Here is an 18,569-nt window from a genome sequence, read left to right as displayed (position 1 = left end):
ATGATATAATAGCTATAAAAATTCAGAAAATTTTGGATTGACTCCAATCTCAAATATTATGGAAAAACTGTTGCAATTACAGATGTATGATAATTAAAACCGGTAATGATATCCTCCGCTCGGATACCAGCGTCAATAAGCGCAGAAGTTAACCCATCCTCAAAGTTATCCATTTCAATAATAACTTGGTGATCGACCACACGAGCATGAAAGAGAATGAAATCTTTCCAACCTTGCTTATCTAAACCTGTCGCCAATACAAGGAAGTGACCGGAATCAAAATCACAAACAGGATATAGCCTGATCTGCTGTACACTTGGTTGGTCGCGACTTGCTTCTTGTACAGTTTTTTTCAGAATATCTGAATAATTTAGTAAGGAATCCATCGAACAATAACCTCCTGTTCTGGTTTATAAACTAATAAATTAATTCTATTACGCTGGACAACTAGCTGAAAAATTTGTTTTTGGAAATGTTCAAGGTGTGTGGCTTGACTAATAGCTAGAAATAGCTGTCTTTCTGGTTCTTGAAGCTCCAAAACTAATTGGTAAAGCTGAAGTTGTCAAGAGTGTTTTTTCCCATTCGTTAATAGGTGAAGGGGAATCAAAGCCTTTTATTTCCACAGCAATTTTCCGTCCTTCCTTTTCCGCTGCAAAAAACTTTTCAGCTCCTAAATCTGCTTTTAATGCCGTTTCTCCTAACACTAAGATGAACGGATCGTCGGTAATAGTCCACCCATCTTTTTCTAAAGTGCGACGTAGTGGCAAATGCAAATCATCCCGTCTAGACATTAATTAAAACTGCTAACAATAAAATAAAACAGCTCTTATAGTTTACTTCTTCGTTCCCAGATTGTCAACAGTGCGGAGCCTCGCGGCAGCTATATCGCCTACTCCAAAACAGCCAAGATTGTTTTCTTATGAATAAACAGCGAAAGTAGATTGTCTTATAGAGGAATTAAGCCATATTTTAAATAAAAAGCCTTAGCTTCCTCATCAAAAGCATCAACCGCGATCGCGAATATCCCCACTTCCGAAGAAAGAAGAACAGCTTTTTTAAAGCATTCCATCAACAAAACCTTACCTAATCCCCTACCCTGCATAGTTTTATCTACAGCTAACTTTCCTATTCTCATTGCTGGTACTGATAACTGAAGTGATGCTGCCATCCAAAGGCAAGAAAATCCAACAGGACTTACGCAAAGGCACTATATATAGTATTGGTGCGTTACGCTGCCGCTAACACACCCTACCAATAGCGTTCATGCGTAAGTCCTATCCAACTTATAACTACCACTTCCCATATTCTTGCTGATGCTCGTTAATTGCTCCCTTCAAAACTTCGTTAGCAGCAGGTGGATTCAAAATTGCCGACTCTATTATTTCCCAGTCGCCATCGCTCACCGCAATTACTTCTGGTCCCTGTATTTCCTCAGTCGCAATATCCAAAGCCAGTTGTAGCAAATACTCGCTGACAGTCAAACATCTCAAAGCAGCAGTCTTTTCTAAAAGTTTTTTTTGCTCTGGTTCCAGAGTCAAAGTTATATTCGTTTTCTCAGTATTTGTCGTTGCTGACATAATATTTCACCTGCTTAACGATTTTTTTTCAAAGAACAATTATTATATTTTACTTATTCCACTTCAAATTGTCAACTATTTAAAGAAGCGATCGCTCTTTTCCAGAAAACAAGAGCGATTGTTACCAAAAACCCAGACTTATGAAACGAAAGGATTCCACACCTTTAATCCCAGAATATTTTGGAAGTCTTTAGTATTACGAGTAACTAGGGTGCAATCTTCTTGAATAGCACAAGCAGCAATTAAGGCATCTGGTAGCTTGAGCCGAAAATTCCGTCTAATCTCAGCCGCCCCGTCTAAAATTGTTTCTGTAAGTGCTACCGAAATCAACCTTCTCAAAAAAATTCGCATTTTGTTAGCTTCGCTTTCGCTCAAAGAGGCATAACATAGCAATTCAACCCAAGTTAAAGGGCAGTAATAACCTACAGTCTTATCAGCGAGAATGTCAACAAAGATTGGTCGGACAATCTCTTCTCCATTGAAGTAATAGATCAAGATATTAGTGTCTAGCAAGTATTTATTCATCCCACTCCGCCCTTAATGCTTGTTGAAATTCAAGAGGATCTACCCGTTTTGGCAAAAAGCCAAAAAGGTCTAAAGTTTCCTCCCCCTCTTGAGAAACTTCTGTTACTCGCGGTAAAGACTGTACTACCAGCACAACTTCTACTAAACCCGGTTCTACAGTATCGGGCAGACTAATTTCCAGTTGGCGATCGCTCCCGACATAGACTACTTTGCGAATGGTTTCCATAATTTATCTTGTAATCAAACAATAATTCTAAAATTCAATTATATCGCTTATTCCAATTAACAAACTGCAAATTCTGTCAGTTTACGCTCTTGTAGAGTTCTGAATCCTAGAACAATGCAATCTTTGGGGATGCCAGCAGCAACCAGTTCATTTGCCACACCATCTTCCGTGCCATCGTGCTGAATCCAGATTTTATCATCAATAATATTCAAATGCAGTAGCGTCCCATAAATGCGATAGCCATCCTGCCAGCCGGTTTCAACTAGAAGATAGCGATTATGATTGGGGTCAAAAACTAGCTCCATTTGAACTTCATCATCGCTGCCAAGAAATTCTGCGTAGTCGCACAAGACTTTTTCCACGGCAGAACGATATTTAGCTTTCAGAGTATCCATCGAACAATTACCTCCTCAATAGGATCGAAAGTAACAAGATTAATAATGCCATCTTCTAGCATAACTTGACCAGCTTCCTCTTCAAAAACTCTTTTCCGCGTTTCTTCTGTAACGGCAAGATATAGGGTTCGCTCTGGGGCATGACGTATAAGTAAACGCTCGTAAACAACAAACTGCCCCACTGCTTCTTCTAAGTCTTTCATGTCGGATGGTCGTGTAAAACTTTTGACCTCAACAGCTATCTTCTCTGTATCTCGTTCCATTGCTAACAATCGTTCAGCACCGAGATCGACGAACAAATTTCGACCTCGCGCCAGACGAATCCGAAATGGATCGTCAGTAATTGTCTAACCATCTTTAGTTAAAGCAGTTTTGACAACCTCGTGGTAGATATCTTTTGCTGGCACTTTATTTTACCTTCCAAATCATAATTATACTCGACTTTTTAAGGACTGTTTAAATAATATTTTTTTAGTCTACTTCTTCCTATCCAGATTGTCAATGGTTTGGAGAAATAGAGCGATCGCTCGATCTATTTGCCAGAAAACAAGAGCTATAGAACCCTGTTTCCCAATATGTTAAAATCAAATCAAAACCTCAATTACCAGGAGAAAAACAATGGTAGCAATCCCCAAACCAGTTCCAATGACTCCCCAAGAATACCTTGACTGGGAGGAAAAACAACCGATTAAATATGAATACATGAACGGTCAAGTTTTTGCCATGACTGGGGGAACTATTCCTCATAATGAGGTTAGTCTTAATTTGGCGACGGCCTTAAAAACTCATCTGCGGGGTAAAGGGTGTAAAGTATTAATGGCAGATGTCAAAGTGGGAGTATCCGAAGAAGGGCCTTTTTATTATCCTGATGTCATGGTAACTTGCGATGAAAGAGACCGACGTGCTACTAAAGTTATTTATCACCCTTGCTTAGTCGTGGAGGTTTTATCTCCAGGAACTGAAGCTTTTAATAGGGGCAAAAAATTTAAAAATTATCGCAATATTTCTACTTTAAAAGAATATGTTTTAATTGATGCGCGAGAGATGACAGTAGAGTGTTTTCGACCTAACGAAAATGGTGTTTGGGAAATTTATAATTATGGGGAAGGTGACGAAGTAACCTTAACTTCTGTAGATTTTAGCTTTCCCATTGAGATGCTTTATGAGGACGTAGTTTTGGAGGAAGTAGAGGAATAGAAATAGTAGGATATGTGACGGCTTATCAGTTATCAGTTGTCAGTTATCAGCGCGTTATGGTTGTTGGGCTGAGTGAGGGCAGCTCACACGGATTATGGCACGGATATACGGATTAAGAATCCAGCAATTAGTTATCAGTTATCAGTTATCAGTAAGCCCTTGTAGTGGAATGTTTCAGCTAAAACTGTGCATGATTATTTTAGGTTGTGGGAAGACAAGGAAGACAAGGAGGACAAGGAAGACAAGGTGGTAAGGGAGAAAAAAGCCTATTGCACCATTTAAGATGAAACAGTCCAGTAGAACCAAGTGAAACCCAACACGCCCATTATGGTTGTTGGGTTGAGGGCAGCTCACACGGATTATGGCACGGATATACGGATTAAGAGTCTATCAGTTATCAGTTATCAGTAGGCTCTTGTAGAACCAAGTGAAACCCAACACGGCCTTTATGGTTGTTGGGTTTCGTTCCTCAACCCAACCTACGTTGATTCCATCATTTTAGATATATCAATCCAAGGGAAAATTGCTATGGTATTATGATACAGTTATAATGGTTAACAGTAGGAAAATTCAAAAACATCAACCAAGGAGAAATCAACAATGGAAAATTTTGACCGAATAGCGATCGACCCCAAAATTTGCCTGGGGCAACCAAGAATAAGGAATATGCGGATAACAGTCGGCTTTGTCATCAAAATGTTGGCTAGCACAAAATCTATTGAAGCAGTTCTCGAAGCATATCCCGAATTGGAAGCAGAAGATATAGAAAAAGTTTTAGAAGATGCGGCTTGGGCAGTTTATGATCGCACTGTTAATATTCCTACCGCATGAGGAGGATTTGTGACTCAAATTAGATTAATGGCAGACATGAATATTTCGCCCCAAACCGTTAGCGCATTGCAACAGCAGGGATGGGATCTTATTCGCGTTCCCGATGTTTTACCTGCCAACGCTTCTGATGAAGAAATCCTCAATTTTTGCCGTCAGGAGAATAGAGCGATCGTCTCTTTCGATTTAGATTTCTCAATGCTAGTTGCATTAAATGGAGAGTGAATTGAGTGGATACTTTGTAACTATACTTCAATCTCCTCCACTCCCCTACTCCCCTGCTTAAAATGCTATTCAGCAACAACCGTCCGATCGCGCCCCTGCTTCTTAGCACGATAAAGTGCAGCATCCGCAGTTTGAATTACCTCATCAGATGTTCTCCCATGTTGAGGATAACAAGCAACGCCAAAAGAAGCAGTAATAGAATCTAAAGCACTCTCCCGATAACGCAAACGTAACTCTTTAATTGCCAAACGAATTTCTTCAGCTCGTTTTTGAGTTTCTTCTACAGATGCACCAGGTAAAATCAACGTTAACTCCTCTCCACCATAACGACAAGCAACATCTGACTTGCGCACAGCATTAATTAGAGTTTTTCCCACTTCCTCAATTACCAAGTCTCCAGCATCATGACCAAAATTATCATTAAATCGTTTGAAGTGATCAATATCAATCATAATAACCCCTACCGAATCTTTATTTCTTTTTGCCCTGTGAATTTCTTGCTTCAGAAACTCTTCCAAATAGCGACGGTTATACAAACCTGTCAGAGCATCACGAATACTTTGGTTTTTCAGGGTTTCTCGTAACTCCAAATTCGCCAGTGCCAATGCTAAATTCTCTGCCACAGCGCGGCCTAATTGTTGCTTTGCTTCAGTCAAAGCTTCTGGTTTCATAGCACTTAACTGTATTAACCCCACAATATCTCCATGTGCCATCATGGGAATACATAAAGATTTAGCTGGAGAGGCAACAACCTTTATATGTTGACAAAATAAACTGCTGCTATCTGATTCCACTAAATGAATCCGTCCTCGCCGTAATGCCCAACATTGGCATGGAGTAAAAATTGGCAAATTAGGAGTACAGTCACCCCAACTTGCTACCATTGCCAATAAATTTTCTCCAGTGATCATCCTAAAGACACTCCCACAACAATTAGGAAACAAAGGTTTAAGTAAATCCCCCAACATTTTTTCAGCTTCGTTTGCAGAAGCACAAACCTGCAAAAACTCATTCATTTTACCCAACAACACCATTTCTTGATGGCGCAATTCCAGTTCATTCACCCATAACTGTAACTCTTCTTGATTTTGCTTGCTCTCAGTAATATCAATACAACAACCAATATAACCTGTAAATTCACCATAGTCAGTAAACCGAGGTACACCTTGAGCTAATACCCATCGATATTCCCCATCAGATCGGCACAGACGATATTCTATCCGAAAGTTTTGGCGACTATGAAAAGCATTCCTGTAGCTCTTCAAATAGTAATCTAAATCTTCTGGATGTAATCCCTTCAACCAACCATCACCTAGTTCTTCTGCCAAAGTACGCCCGGTAAATTTTAACCAGATGTGATTAAAGTAATCGTACTTGCCATCAATTCCCGAAACCCAAATCAGTACAGGAGCGCTATCTGCCATCAATCTAAATCTTTCCTCACTCTCTCGCAACGCTGATTCAGCTCGTTTGTGATTTGTGATATCTTGAACTGTACCAAATAATTTGATAACTTCACCTTTTTCGTTAATTACGGGTTCCCCTTTAGCAAAAATATCTCGTGTATTGCCATTTCTGCAGATGATTCGTGCTTCCAGACTGTAGGGTTTGCCTTCTTGAATCGCTTGTTCTAGAAGTCTTTGTTGATATTTAGCATCTTCGGGATAATAACATTGTAACATTTTTAGATAAGTCAAAGACTGTTCGGATGGTAGACTAAAGATGCGAAAAAGTTCATCTGAACCAGTAGTTTTTTCTGTAAGGGGATCATATTGCCAACTACCAAGATGAGCAAGTTTTTCTGCATGGTTGAACAGATACTGATTTTCTTGAAGTCTTTGTTCAGTTTGCTTGCGCTTATTAATATCTTGAATCACTCCCATATAATATTTTGCCCTGCCTACAACATTCCGAATTATGGAAACACTAATATTAATCCATACCGTGAGACCATCTTTGCAGATACAACGTAGATCGAGTGAGAAAGCTTCCATTTTGCCTGCCCACACTTGTTCTACCTGTTTTTTATAAGTAGGAAAATCTTCTTGATGCATAATATCTGCAAGTTTTTTATGCCCTAATTCCTCCTGTGAATATTTTACTAACTCAACAAATTTTTGGTTAAATAACAGCAACTCTCCTGTTGCATTTACTTGAATAATACCCACCTCTGCTCGATTGAAAATACTCCGGAAACGCTCTTCACTTTCTCGCAAGGAAATTTCCATTTGTTTGTAGTCGCTAATATCTCGGTTACTCACTCGTCTACCTAACCAACGCCCATCTTGACTGTAAACAGACTGACAACAATGGCCGATCCACTTTGTTTCACCCCTCTGAGTAATGATCCGAAAATCCATTGAGTATGTGTTGTTTTTCTCAAAAATTTCCTCAAAATATTGTTTGACTATATGCCAATCTTTAGGGTGAACTATGCTTTTTAACAAGTTGGAATTTTCGAGAAATTCCTCTTTAGTGTATCCAGTAATGCGTTCGCAGGATGGGGAAACATAGATAAATTTATGTTCTGAGTTAATCCAATATTCCCAATCATAAGTAAAATCAGCAACAGTGCGGAATCTTTCTTCACTTTTTTTCAGTGCTTGCTCAATTTCTTTGCTCTCAGTTATATCACGCGCAACCGCATAAGCTTTATTTTGTTCAGTTGTAGCATTCCACATTAACCAACGATAGCTACCATCTTTGCACCGATAGCGATTTTCAAAATGAATTGTATTGCTACCTTTGGTAATTTTATCTAATTCTGCTAGAGTAGATTCGCGATCTTCTGGATGAACAAAGTTCAAGAAAGCTTGAGATAATAGCTCTTCTTGAGTATAACCCAGAGTTTTTTCCCAAGCAGGATTTAATTTGATAAAGTAACCCTCAAAGTTAGCAATACAGAGCATATCAATAGAGAGAGCAAAGAAGCGATCGCGATCAATTTCTGTTTCTACCTTTTCTGTAATATCTTTTTGCACTCCCAGATAGTGGGTAAGTTTTCCCTGCTCATCTCTCTTATGATAAATATTTAGTTCATTGGCAAAAATTGTCAGATATTTCCGATAATTTTTCAAAGTTGTATAGCAGCGATCTCCTGCTTTTAGAGATGCCCGTAACCATTCTAAAGCGGATTTTTTAGTTTCTTCATTTGCTTGGAAATGAGGATTCTGCTCCCTCGCTTTTTCTACTGAGTAACCTGTGATTTTCTCAAAACCTGAATTAACATCAATAATTGGATTATTCCCTTGATTAGTATCTGTAATAGTAATACCTTTGCTGTTAGAAAAAATAGCTTTTTCTAACAGTTTTAACTTGATTTCTTGTTCTTGCTTTTCTGTGATGTGGCGAGTCACTACAGTAAAGCCATAAAAATTTTGCAAGCTATCATTAATAGCTGTAATAATGGTATAACACCAAATTTTTCTACCATCTTCTCTAACTATTAATTCTTCCCCTTCATATCGCCCAGTTTTAACTGCTCTTTCTAATAACTGCTGAACTTTACCTTGTTTAATATCTGCCTCACACAATAAGTAAGAACAATTCTTACCAAGAATATCTGTTTGTGTATATCCAGTAATTTTTTCTATTTCTGGATTCCAACTAATAATATCGCCTTTACTATCCAACATAAAAATGCCATAATCTCTCACACCATCTCTAGGTAAACCTGATTTTTCTTCACGATTTACCAAAGCATTTTCAGTTTTTACCAAATCAGATACGCGATCGCAATCTTCTATTTCTAACTGTTTTTTTAATTCCTTGAAATTTGCTTCTAACTTGCTTTTTTCTTCCTGTTCTGCTGCTATTTTTTTTAATAAAAAATCTTGCTGAATTGCTAGAGCCAAATTAGTTGATAATTGTTGCAATAATTCAATATCAGCAGAATCCCAATTTCTGGGAGATGAACAATTTTGAGCAATCAATAATCCCCACAAATAGGGTGAAAAATAATTTGTTTTCTTACCTGTTTCCAGAAGTTGATTATTTTCAAGTAATATCGGTACAACTAAATTAGCTTTAACTTGAAAATTCTCCAGCAATTTAGCATAGCAAGGAGTTAATTCAGCAGTGTCTATATCTGTAAATATTTGTATTCTACCTTGTTGATAATATGCAGCCAAGTTTTCCTGAAAATATTGGTCGACAAAAGTTCTTCCTAAAATAGACCACTGAGCGTCAACTACTGACTCAGCCACAACTTTTCCACTACCATCCGAGTTTAACTGATAAATAATTACCCGTTCATTATTTAATAAACCACGTACTTCTGTAACTGTAGTATTAAAAATTTTCTCTAAATTCTGACATTGACAAATTTGTAATGCTAAAACTTCCAATAAACTTTTCTTTTGCTCTCTATCTTCAAGAATTTTTATAGATACCTGCATCAGTTTCTTCTCCTGTAATTGTTCCACTTCTGGCTTAACTGCTTCTAGGTTTGTGAGTTTTGAGACATTAACTTGATCGTCCATATTGATCCTCTTCTAATTATTTTGATATTTTTTGCTTAATAACAATTATGAAAATATTTGTAGGAAATTGATCTTTGGAGAGAGCATTTATGCTTAACTATAATTTTTTTTAGCTACTCAAGGATATCTAACAATATTAGTTCAGTTTAGCTACAAAATCAAACTATTTTAGTCTATCGTATACAAAACACTTCCGAAAATCAAAAATAGAATCAATTATTATCCATTAATTATCAATTACTCCCCTCTGTTCCCTATTGCCTATTCCCTGTTTCCTCTTTTCTGGAGAAGTCTTTTTGCGAAAAAAAAACACAACCAAGATATTTTAGGAAATCAAATTAGAAGCATATAGTCTAGTATTGAGGAAGCTTATTAATCCCAAATATTAAGTATTTTTTTCCTTCTATTTAGGGAGTTTATTAATTCCAGAATATCAAGTATTTTTTTTCCTTCAGTCCTATAATCAATTTTACTGTTTTTAAGGCAGAAGCTAGTAAGTCTGAAAGCCTATCTTGGCGGGGTTGCGCGACTCAGTCCTGTTTGATAAATAGACATCTCCAAAAATAAAAAATGAAATCAATTCAAGATCTCAAATCAACAATTTCATTCCCTCACAGGAGTGCGCCTTCCCTCTCTTGGTCGATTGGATATGGCGTTAGCGGAGCGGCTCTGCATTCTTCGGGTTTCCTCGCCATCCCACCCTTCTGGAAACTGCGTTAACGACCGCAAGCGACTTGCCTCTTGCAGAGGAGCTTTGCTTTTTCTTATAGGGAATGCTCCGCAAACATGTCGCGCAGCGTTTCGGCTAAGAGCCGACATGAAAAGCGGAGCGAAAGCGTCAGCAAAACGTCGTCGCGGGGTCGCACCGCTATTCCCTATTCCCTCACAGGAGTGCGCGTTCCGCAAGCGAGCTGTCGTCGTCGCGGGGTTGCACCGCTATTCCCTATTCCCTGACTTGTGCCAGAAGTCTAATGTTTTTTACATTTTTTACATAAGGTAGGGACGTTGCATGCAACAGGAGTAGCATTTCAGTTATCAGTTATCAATCAGTACCTCTGGCTGAATTAGGAGGATTGAAATACTTATGGCGAATATTTTTTCATCCCCTTGAAAAAGGAGACTATTACAGCAGTTTCACGCCCGCGCGTGAGGTACAAAATTTTTTTTGTTAAAAGCTGGAAACCTATTAGTAATTTTGGCAGTTCAACCTTCCAGGTTGTTACAGTCTTGAAGGCTGAACTGCAAGGATATAGATTAACCTTTAAGTATACCTCACCATCCTCATGCATTGCTGTAATCTTATTTTTTGGTCATAAAAAAGAAGAAGGCTTTAGTTATCTACGAGAGAAGGGGGAAATATTGAAAAAAAAGGGGGAAAAATTATATAGCTGTCTGTTATAAATTGGAGCAGCTACTTTTAAGCATATCCGATCAAGATGTACCTTTTTGTAGCATTCTTTTTTAAAGCGGTATAATTCGATTCCTTGAGCGCCAATCCTCTCCCTTTTAGAGAGAGGTAATTATCATTATCAATTATCCATTATCCATTATCCATTAATGAACTATTGCCTATTCCCTTTTTCAGAGGACTCGGTTTCCGCATCTCAAATAAAAACGCTATACGTGACAATTATATGGCAAGCTGAAATACAGAAAACAATAAACTACTGAGCCTTTCGCTACAGAAATAAAACGATATATTATGCAAACCCTGTTAAACCCAACCGAAAACCCTATAAATCAACCTGCCTTTGATACAACTATCCATCGGCGAAAAACTCGCCCCGTCAAAGTAGGTGATATAACCATTGGTGGTGGCCATCCAGTCGTAGTCCAGTCAATGATCAACGAAGATACCCTTGACGTGGACGGTTCCGTAGCGGCCATTCAGCGTTTACATGAAATAGGTTGTGAAATTGTCCGTGTTACTGTTCCTAGTATGGCCCATGCCAAATCTTTAGCAGAAATCAAACAGAAATTAGCAGAAACCTACAAACCTGTACCACTGGTTGCCGACGTTCACCATAATGGCATGAAAATCGCCCTGGAAGTAGCCAAGCACGTTGATAAAGTGCGAATTAATCCTGGTTTATATGTATTTGAAAAGCCACAAACTGGCAGAAACGAATATACCCAAGTAGAATTTGAAGAAATAGGTGATAAAATTCGCCAAACTCTAGAACCTTTGGTAATCTCTCTCAGAGACCAAGACAAAGCTATGCGCATTGGAGTTAATCATGGTTCCCTGGCGGAAAGAATGCTGTTTACTTATGGGGACACTCCAGAAGGTATGGTAGAGTCTGCTCTAGAATTTATCAAAATTTGTGAATCTCTAGACTACTATAATCTGGTAATTTCTCTCAAAGCTTCACGGGTGCCAGTAATGTTAGCTGCTTATCGGTTGATGGTTAAGCGGATGGATGAACTAGGTATGGCCTACCCCCTACACTTGGGTGTGACAGAAGCGGGGGATGGAGAGTATGGTCGAATTAAGTCTACTGCTGGTATTGGCACACTTTTAGCAGAAGGAATAGGGGATACTATTCGTGTGTCTTTAACTGAAGCACCCGAAAAAGAGATTCCAGTTTGTTACAGTATTCTCCAAGCCTTGGGTCTGCGGAAAACAATGGTAGAATATGTAGCTTGTCCCTCCTGTGGTCGCACTTTATTTAATCTTGAGGATGTTTTGCATGAAGTGCGGGAAGCAACAAAACACCTAACAGGATTGGATATTGCCGTTATGGGTTGTATTGTTAATGGTCCAGGAGAAATGGCAGATGCGGATTATGGTTATGTAGGTAAGCAAGCTGGTTATATCTCCTTATATCGTGGGCGGGAAGAAATTAAGAAAGTCCACGAATCCCAAGGAGTGGAAGAATTAATTAATTTAATTAAAGCTGATGGGCGTTGGGTCGAACCGTAGTTTATAATTGAGCTGTTAGTTTTGGGAGTGTATTTATATTGCACTCCCAGATTAATTAGGGCTTGCTGAAAAAAGCAAAGTGTGGGGAGGGTGGGAAGTGTGGGAAGTGTGGGAAGTGTGGGAAGTGTGGGAAGTGTGGGAGAAATAATTTTTCCTTGATTTTTTTGCCATAGTTACCCCAAAGTCCTGAATTTTTTAGCTTTTTTAACCTAAAAACTGGTACTTTTTCACGACTTAAAATGGCTAAAACCTTTATCGGTAAATGCTTTGATATTTAATCAGCAGAGCAATAAATTAATTATCTAACAAATTTAAGCTAAACATTCAATTTTATCAATTATCTGGAATCTAAATTAGTTAATTTGGATACAGATAATATGACAATTTATTAGTTTGATTGAGTTTAACAAAAGCTTGTAATTGATAGTTCTAGTGACTCAGATACTATTTTGATTATTAATAATTAAGGTGGATCGAAAAAACTGTTTGTTAAATGTAAAGTTAAATCTTCCTGTAGGATTAATTTTACTGTACAACATGAAAAGGCGGGAATATATCCTGTTGTTTATTGTTAGTTGGAAAAAGTCTTTCCTAACCTAGAGAAATTAAAAATTCTGGCTCTCTTAATCTTTAGTCTGATCGACAGTCTCTAAATATAAATAGTACAGTATAGACAGTATAGATAGTTAAAAAAATATTCAATAACTTTACAAACAAATCATAATTTTAGATGCCTAAAAATAAAGTTGAGAACAACTAAATGGAGAGTAAAAAGGTAAATTGTCAAATTTCTATCCCTTAATATTTATCATAATATTTATCAATAGATTATTAGAACAGAAATTTGACTGGAAACTTACCGAACAGGGTGACTCTGGGCAATAGTTATATGTGCTAAATTGGATATAGCTATTGATGTAGTAATTATTCTTTGACATACCCCCGACGTTGCACTTACAGGACAACACGGGATTCTTCAGCCTAAAAAATTTGGTTGCTGTTGATACAGAGGTGATGTCCTCCCCCTGTATTGATAATAATACATCATATTCTGGCTTTCATCCCAATACTGAATTGAAAATTACAGCGCGGGACTTCCCACCAGAAAATTTAAATAGGCAATCAGCAATAGCAGTCAGTAGTAAACGTTTAGAAGGGGATTTAACCCATCCTAAACTTTCCGGTTTATTAGACGGAAATTTCAACCCAGAGCTGCTAAAAGCTAATAGTTAGTTAAATTCATTCAACAAACAAAATGATTATAGCAAAACGTGGTCTTATCCTTGGTGCAACAGCATTAATGCTAACAGGTGTCACTGTGATTGGTGCTGGTATTCATCTTTCTTCTCAAGCATCATTAAATAATAATAACCCTAAAGAATTAATCGACCAAGTTTGGCAGATTATCGATAAAACTTATGTAGATGGTACTTTCAATCAGGTAGACTGGAAAGCAACTCGCACTGAGTATCTTGATCAAACTTATACCAGTGACGAACAAGCTTATGATGCGATTCGGGAAATGCTAGAAAAGTTAGGTGATCCTTACACTCGCTTCATGGACCCCAAAGAATTTAGAAATATGCAAATAGATACTTCTGGGGAACTAACAGGTGTAGGTATTCAGCTAACTCAAGACCAAGATACAAAAAAATTGGTAGTTATTTCACCCATAGAAGATACTCCAGCTTTTGAAGCAGGTATTCAAGCTAAAGATATTATTACCAAAATTAACGGTCAAAGCACTGAAGGAATGGATATTAATCAGGCAGTAAGTCTGATTCGCGGTCCAATTGGTAGTCAAGTAACTTTAACTATTCAACGAGAAAATCAGGAAATAGAGTTTCCCATTGTTCGGGCAAAAATTGAAATTCATCCTGTTAAGTATTCTCAGCAAGATAGTTCTTTAGGCAAAGTCGGTTATATCCGCTTAAACCAATTTAGTGCCAATGCTGCTGGTGAAATGCGAGAGGCAATAGATGATTTGGAAAGTCAGAATGTATCAGGTTATATTCTAGATTTACGTTCTAATCCTGGTGGATTGCTATATGCTAGTATAGAAATTGCTAGGATGTGGCTCGATCGCGGAGATATTGTTTCTACTGTTAACCGCAGTGGTGTAACGGATCGCCAGAAAGCTAATAATAGGTCTTTGACAGATAAACCTTTGGTGATTATGGTAGATGGAGGTTCTGCGAGTGCTAGTGAAATTCTTTCTGGTGCGCTGCAAGATAACAACCGAGCGACATTAGTAGGTACTAAGACATTTGGTAAGGGGTTAGTGCAATCAGTGCGCGGTGTTGGGCAAGGTGCAGGGTTGGCGGTGACGATCGCTAAATACTTTACTCCAAGTGGTCGCGATATTAACCATGAGGGAATTAAACCAGATGTGGAAGTGTCTCTGACAGATGTAGAAAAAGAGACTTTGCGGAAAAATCGCGACCAAATAGGTACTATTGACGATCCTCAATACGCAAAAGCATTAGATATCTTGACTCAAGAAATTGCTGCTGTGCAAAATAAGAAAGCTCGGTTTGGTAACTAGAGGTTAATAGTTTTTGACACAGGACTTACGCAGAAACCGGGTTTATGAACGATATTTCGTAGTTTGAACAACAAATATCGGGGCAATAAACCCGGTTTCTTGGTAGGGATTGCCTAAGTCTTGTTACAAAAACTACTAAATTATCCTAACTATCTGTAGGGGCGAACGGCCGTTCGCCCCTACCATATATAGTGGTTCTGCGTAAGTCCTGGTAAATACAGGACTTACGCAAAGAAACCGGGTTGTTAGGATAAATCGTTGTTTTTAACAATAAATATTGACGAAAAACCCCGGTTTCTGGGTTTGCATGGCCTTAGTCCTGAAATAGTAAAGCGGGTTCCAGCTCGCTTTACAGCACTTTTCAGATTGATAAACCACATCGTCACAACCAAAACCCCGTAGGGACGTTCCATGGAACGTCCCTACTGTGGTCTACCGAAATGAACACTGCTGTATGGTAGATGGGGATGAACAATGTCACTTTATGGGAGCAATACCGCTTGATGGGAGCAATACCGCTTGATGGGAGCAGTGCCGCTTGATGGGATTTATGGGATTTATGGGAGCAAGATGCTCCCACTGTTTTTCCCCTGCTTGTTGGGTTGGTTATAGCAATACTGAAGCTGAAGCAGGTAATAGGCGATCGCCAAAAAGCTTGTAACTGAATAAAGCAGATATTTGGTATTGGACATTGGTAGTAGCAGTATAAGTACCTAGCAACTACGGAAATTTTTTCTATGTTAGGTGTATAGAAGTCAAAATCTTAGATAATAAGAAAACATAGAGGAAAAAAATAAAATCCCTCTATGTAAACTTTGCATTTTTGACTGAGTAATTATGGCTACAATCAAACAAATATTGATGGGTATTACGGTAGCAACCTCTGTGTCTGTATTGCCCAATCATTCAGTTAGTGCAGCATCTCTGATTAACTTTGAACCTGTGGATGGTAAATTTCCTGATGGAAGTCTAGCTGTAGATAATATGCCAATTACAGATCAGTTTTCATCCTTGGGTGTAACTTTTGGCATCGATCGTAACCTGGATGGTTTACCCGATGCCGGACTTTTTCCCCTATTGGAGGCGGTTGGCCCAGATTCTGTAGCAGGTTTTCAATCAACAAAAGGAGGAGGAAATGATACAGCTGCTCCTGGTTTTGAAGAGAGGTTAGGTAGTTTTTTCCTACAAGGATTTAGCAAAGAAGCGAATGATATATCTCTTCTAATTTCTTACAATTCTCCAACAAAAGCTGCATCGGGTGAAATTTGGGATATTGATGGTCGTCCAGGAGGAAGATTTGAACAATGGGAAGTTCAAGCACTGGGTTCTGATTTATCAGTGATTGATTCTATTGTCAGTCCTGCTGGTACTTTTCCTTTAGAAACTGCTCCCTTAGAAGCTTCTCCTTGGTTTTGGTCTTTTGATCGCCCACAAAAAGATATTCATGCCATTCGTCTAGTCTACACGGGAAATACAAATGGTCTTGTTGGACTTGCATTTGACAATTTTTCTGCACTGGCAGTAGAAGGTTCCGAACCTGAACCTACTCCAGTTCCCGAACCAACTTCTGCAATAGGTTTATTAATATTTGGTGCTGTTGCTTATCGTTTCAGGAAAGGCAAATAATTTCAAACCCTCAGTATCAATAATTTAGTTGGGGGGCAAACGGCTATTTGCCCCTACTGAGAGAAGAATAAATATTATTCTGGTAAAGAAATTTCAGATAGAGTAGGGTGCGTATTTACAGCGAAAATTTACAGCGTTTTTCAGATCGATGAACCACATCGTCAGAACCAAAACCCCGTAGGGACGTTCCATGGAACGTCCCTACTGTGGTCTGCCGTGCAGGAAAACTGCTGTAAGCTGTCAAAGGTATTCAGTAATCCGTTGCAGCGCACCATTGCATAAGTGTCTAGCCACTACGGAAATTTTTTCTATTAGGTGCATAAAAGTCAAAACCTTAGACAAAGAGATTAACAGAGGAAAAAAAATAACACTCCTCTATGTCAACTTTGTATTTTTGACGAAATAATTATGGCTACAATCAAACAAATATTGATGGGTATTGCGGTAGCAACCTCTGTGTGTGTATGGCCCAATCATTCAGTTAGTGCAGCAGCTCTGATTAACTTTGAACCTGTAGATGGCAAATTTCCTGATGGAAGTCTAGCTGTAGATAATATGCCAATTTCAAATCAGTTTTCATCCTTGGGTGTAACTTTTGGCATTGATCGTAACCAGGATGGTTTACCCGATGCCGGACTTTTCCCCAAGTTGGAGGCGGTTGGCTCTTCAGATCGTGTACAAGCTTTTGCATCATCAAAAGGAGGAGGACCTGATACAGCTGCTCCTGGTTTTGAAGAGAGGTTAGGTAGTTTTTTCCTACGGGGAGTTGGTTCGATAGCTAATGTTGGTGAATCTGTTCTAATTTCTTATACTTCTCCCACAAGAGCTGCATCAGCTGAAATTTGGGATATTGATCCTCGCGGAGGAGGAACATTTGAACAATGGGAGGTTCAAGCACTGGGATCTGATTTATCCGTGATTGATTCTATTGTCAGCCCTGTTGTTACTGATCTTGCCTTAGATAGTTCTCCTTGGTTTTGGTCTTTTGATCGCCCACAAAAAGATATTCATGCTGTTCGCCTGGTCTATACAGGAAATACAAATAGTGTTGGACTTGCATTTGATAACTTTTCTCCACTGGCAGTAGAAGGTTCTGAACCTGAACCTACTCCAGTTCCCGAACCAACTTCTGCAATAGGTTTATTAATATTTGGTGCTGTTGCTTATCGTTTCAGGAAAGGCAAATAATTTCAAACCCTCAGTATCAATAATTTAGTTGGGGGGCAAACGGCTATTTGCCCCTACTGAGAGAAGAATAAATATTATTCTGGTAAAGAAATTTCAGATAGAGTAGGGTGCGTATTTACAGCGAAAATTTACAGCGTTTTTCAGATCGATGAACCACATCGTCAGAACCAAAACCCCGTAGGGACGTTCCATGGAACGTCCCTACTGTGGTCTGCCGTGCAGGAAAACTGCTGTAAGCTGTCAAAGGTATTCAGTAATCCGTTGCAGCGCACCATTGCATAAGTGTCTAGCCACTACGGAAATTTTTTCTATTAGGTGCATAAAAGTCAAAACCTTAGACAAAGAGATTAACAGAGGAAAAAAAATAACACTCCTCTATGTCAACTTTGTATTTTTGACGAAATAATTATGGCTACAATCAAACAAATATTGATGGGTATTGCGGTAGCAACCTCTGTGTGTGTATGGCCCAATCATTCAGTTAGTGCAGCAGCTCTGATTAACTTTGAACCTGTAGATGGCAAATTTCCTGATGGAAGTCTAGCTGTAGATAATATGCCAATTTCAAATCAGTTTTCATCCTTGGGTGTAACTTTTGGCATTGATCGTAACCAGGATGGTTTACCCGATGCCGGACTTTTCCCCAAGTTGGAGGCGGTTGGCTCTTCAGATCGTGTACAAGCTTTTGCATCATCAAAAGGAGGAGGACCTGATACAGCTGCTCCTGGTTTTGAAGAGAGGTTAGGTAGTTTTTTCCTACGGGGAGTTGGTTCGATAGCTAATGTTGGTGAATCTGTTCTAATTTCTTATACTTCTCCCACAAGAGCTGCATC

18 protein-coding genes and 1 pseudogene are annotated in these 18,569 nt (G+C 38.7%); 9 read left to right on the top strand and 10 right to left on the bottom strand.

Annotated elements, in window-relative coordinates; all coding sequences use genetic code 11:
• Positions 1 to 56: 56 nt before the first annotated feature.
• The 9 genes and pseudogenes from F6K40_RS14220 to F6K40_RS14180 form a co-directional block, all read right to left on the bottom strand.
• The gene (locus F6K40_RS14220) at positions 57 to 386 is read right to left on the bottom strand and encodes an element excision factor XisI family protein (RefSeq protein ID WP_293136884.1); all 330 of its coding nucleotides are present in this window, start codon (positions 384 to 386) and stop codon (positions 57 to 59) included.
• Entirely contained in the window at positions 371 to 538 is a 168-nt protein-coding gene (locus F6K40_RS14215) for an element excision factor XisH family protein (protein ID WP_293136882.1), read from the bottom strand. The genes F6K40_RS14220 and F6K40_RS14215 overlap by 16 nt, the downstream gene beginning before the upstream one ends.
• Positions 495 to 791, bottom strand: a complete 297-nt coding sequence (locus F6K40_RS14210) for an element excision factor XisH family protein (RefSeq protein WP_293136880.1) — start codon at positions 789 to 791, stop codon at positions 495 to 497. The genes F6K40_RS14215 and F6K40_RS14210 overlap by 44 nt, the downstream gene beginning before the upstream one ends.
• 155 nt (positions 792 to 946) lie before the next feature.
• A pseudogene (locus F6K40_RS14205) lies at positions 947 to 1,180 on the bottom strand (GNAT family N-acetyltransferase); the annotation flags it as partial.
• Positions 1,181 to 1,289: 109 nt separating this feature from the next.
• The gene (locus tag F6K40_RS14200) at positions 1,290 to 1,577 is read right to left on the bottom strand and encodes a type II toxin-antitoxin system TacA family antitoxin (protein WP_293136878.1); all 288 of its coding nucleotides are present in this window, start codon (positions 1,575 to 1,577) and stop codon (positions 1,290 to 1,292) included.
• A gap of 138 nt (positions 1,578 to 1,715) precedes the next feature.
• Positions 1,716 to 2,102 (bottom strand): type II toxin-antitoxin system VapC family toxin, encoded by a 387-nt coding sequence (locus F6K40_RS14195; protein ID WP_293136876.1) that lies wholly within the window; start codon positions 2,100 to 2,102, stop codon positions 1,716 to 1,718.
• Complete coding sequence (locus tag F6K40_RS14190; protein WP_293136874.1) at positions 2,095 to 2,328, bottom strand: hypothetical protein; 234 nt, start codon at positions 2,326 to 2,328, stop codon at positions 2,095 to 2,097. Before F6K40_RS14190 ends, F6K40_RS14195 begins: the two co-directional genes overlap by 8 nt.
• A 56-nt stretch (positions 2,329 to 2,384) precedes the next feature.
• On the bottom strand, positions 2,385 to 2,723 hold the full coding sequence (locus tag F6K40_RS14185; protein ID WP_293136872.1) for a XisI protein: 339 nt from the start codon (positions 2,721 to 2,723) through the stop codon (positions 2,385 to 2,387).
• Entirely contained in the window at positions 2,711 to 3,067 is a 357-nt protein-coding gene (locus tag F6K40_RS14180) for an element excision factor XisH family protein (protein WP_293136908.1), read from the bottom strand. Before F6K40_RS14180 ends, F6K40_RS14185 begins: the two co-directional genes overlap by 13 nt.
• 274 nt (positions 3,068 to 3,341) lie before the next feature.
• Between F6K40_RS14180 and F6K40_RS14175 the strand changes: the two genes are divergently transcribed.
• The 3 genes from F6K40_RS14175 to F6K40_RS14165 all read left to right on the top strand — a co-directional run bounded on the left by F6K40_RS14175 (position 3,342) and on the right by F6K40_RS14165 (position 4,973).
• Positions 3,342 to 3,920: a Uma2 family endonuclease gene (locus tag F6K40_RS14175; RefSeq protein WP_293136870.1), complete on the top strand. Its 579-nt coding sequence runs from the start codon at positions 3,342 to 3,344 to the stop codon at positions 3,918 to 3,920.
• A gap of 600 nt (positions 3,921 to 4,520) precedes the next feature.
• Positions 4,521 to 4,751: a DUF433 domain-containing protein gene (locus tag F6K40_RS14170; RefSeq protein WP_293136868.1), complete on the top strand. Its 231-nt coding sequence runs from the start codon at positions 4,521 to 4,523 to the stop codon at positions 4,749 to 4,751.
• 9 nt (positions 4,752 to 4,760) lie between these two features.
• Positions 4,761 to 4,973, top strand: a complete 213-nt coding sequence (locus F6K40_RS14165) for a DUF5615 family PIN-like protein (RefSeq protein ID WP_293136866.1) — start codon at positions 4,761 to 4,763, stop codon at positions 4,971 to 4,973.
• A 65-nt stretch (positions 4,974 to 5,038) separates the two neighbouring features.
• Here the strand turns inward: F6K40_RS14165 and F6K40_RS14160 are convergent, their stop codons facing one another.
• On the bottom strand, positions 5,039 to 9,454 hold the full coding sequence (locus F6K40_RS14160; RefSeq protein WP_293136864.1) for a PAS domain S-box protein: 4,416 nt from the start codon (positions 9,452 to 9,454) through the stop codon (positions 5,039 to 5,041).
• A gap of 1,702 nt (positions 9,455 to 11,156) precedes the next feature.
• On the opposite strand from F6K40_RS14160, the gene ispG reads away from it, so the two are divergent.
• The 6 genes from ispG to F6K40_RS14130 all read left to right on the top strand — a co-directional run.
• Positions 11,157 to 12,377, top strand: coding sequence for a (E)-4-hydroxy-3-methylbut-2-enyl-diphosphate synthase (gene ispG, locus F6K40_RS14155; protein ID WP_293136862.1), 1,221 nt, complete (start codon positions 11,157 to 11,159; stop codon positions 12,375 to 12,377).
• Between the two features lie 990 nt (positions 12,378 to 13,367).
• Positions 13,368 to 13,610 (top strand): hypothetical protein, encoded by a 243-nt coding sequence (locus tag F6K40_RS14150; RefSeq protein ID WP_293136860.1) that lies wholly within the window; start codon positions 13,368 to 13,370, stop codon positions 13,608 to 13,610.
• A 22-nt stretch (positions 13,611 to 13,632) separates the two neighbouring features.
• Positions 13,633 to 14,922, top strand: a complete 1,290-nt coding sequence (gene ctpC / locus F6K40_RS14145) for a carboxyl-terminal processing protease CtpC (protein WP_293136858.1) — start codon at positions 13,633 to 13,635, stop codon at positions 14,920 to 14,922.
• Between the two features lie 837 nt (positions 14,923 to 15,759).
• Entirely contained in the window at positions 15,760 to 16,548 is a 789-nt protein-coding gene (locus tag F6K40_RS14140; RefSeq protein ID WP_293136856.1) for a hypothetical protein, read from the top strand.
• 408 nt (positions 16,549 to 16,956) lie between these two features.
• Entirely contained in the window at positions 16,957 to 17,736 is a 780-nt protein-coding gene (locus F6K40_RS14135) for a hypothetical protein (protein WP_293136854.1), read from the top strand.
• 408 nt (positions 17,737 to 18,144) lie between these two features.
• The coding region (locus F6K40_RS14130) for a hypothetical protein (RefSeq protein WP_293136852.1) at positions 18,145 to 18,569 on the top strand (425 nt) is incomplete at its 3' end.

It is taken from the genome of Okeania sp. SIO3I5 (genome assembly GCF_010672085.1).
In the GTDB taxonomy this organism is placed as follows: Bacteria; Cyanobacteriota; Cyanobacteriia; order Cyanobacteriales; family Microcoleaceae; genus Trichodesmium.
This window is presented reverse-complemented; position numbering and strand designations above follow the sequence as displayed.